Below are 335 nucleotides of genomic sequence, written 5' to 3' on the forward strand. Positions count from 1 at the left end.
GAATTACACTGACCCCCAAAGGGATTAGGTACATAGCACCAGAGGATATGATTGACTGCTTAACCGCGAAGTAAGCGCCACCCACATTTAGAACCCCAGATTTTAAGGCCTGACCTGCCGAACCAATACCCGCAACCCTTTCCGCTGTCGTTATATCAGTAAGCGTATCAACACTCTTCTTTGTCCACGCAGATGCTTGTTGGCCTAACAGTTTACCTTCATCCGTCTGAAGCAAAGAGCTATCAGCAAGCGAGTTTACATAACCCAACTGTGTCAACTCTCTTCGAACATCCGCATCAGTAACCTGCCCATAGAGATTAAAGAAATCTCTAAGG

The 335-nt window shown here is 46.3% G+C and carries 1 protein-coding gene; it reads right to left on the reverse strand.

Annotated elements, in window-relative coordinates; all coding sequences use genetic code 11:
• Positions 1 to 335: hypothetical protein (locus tag AB4585_RS21700; RefSeq protein ID WP_372170889.1), on the reverse strand; the 335-nt coding region annotated here is incomplete at both ends.

It is taken from the genome of Vibrio sp. 10N.222.49.C9, from assembly GCF_041474985.1.
Taxonomy (GTDB): domain Bacteria; phylum Pseudomonadota; class Gammaproteobacteria; order Enterobacterales; family Vibrionaceae; genus Vibrio; species Vibrio crassostreae_C.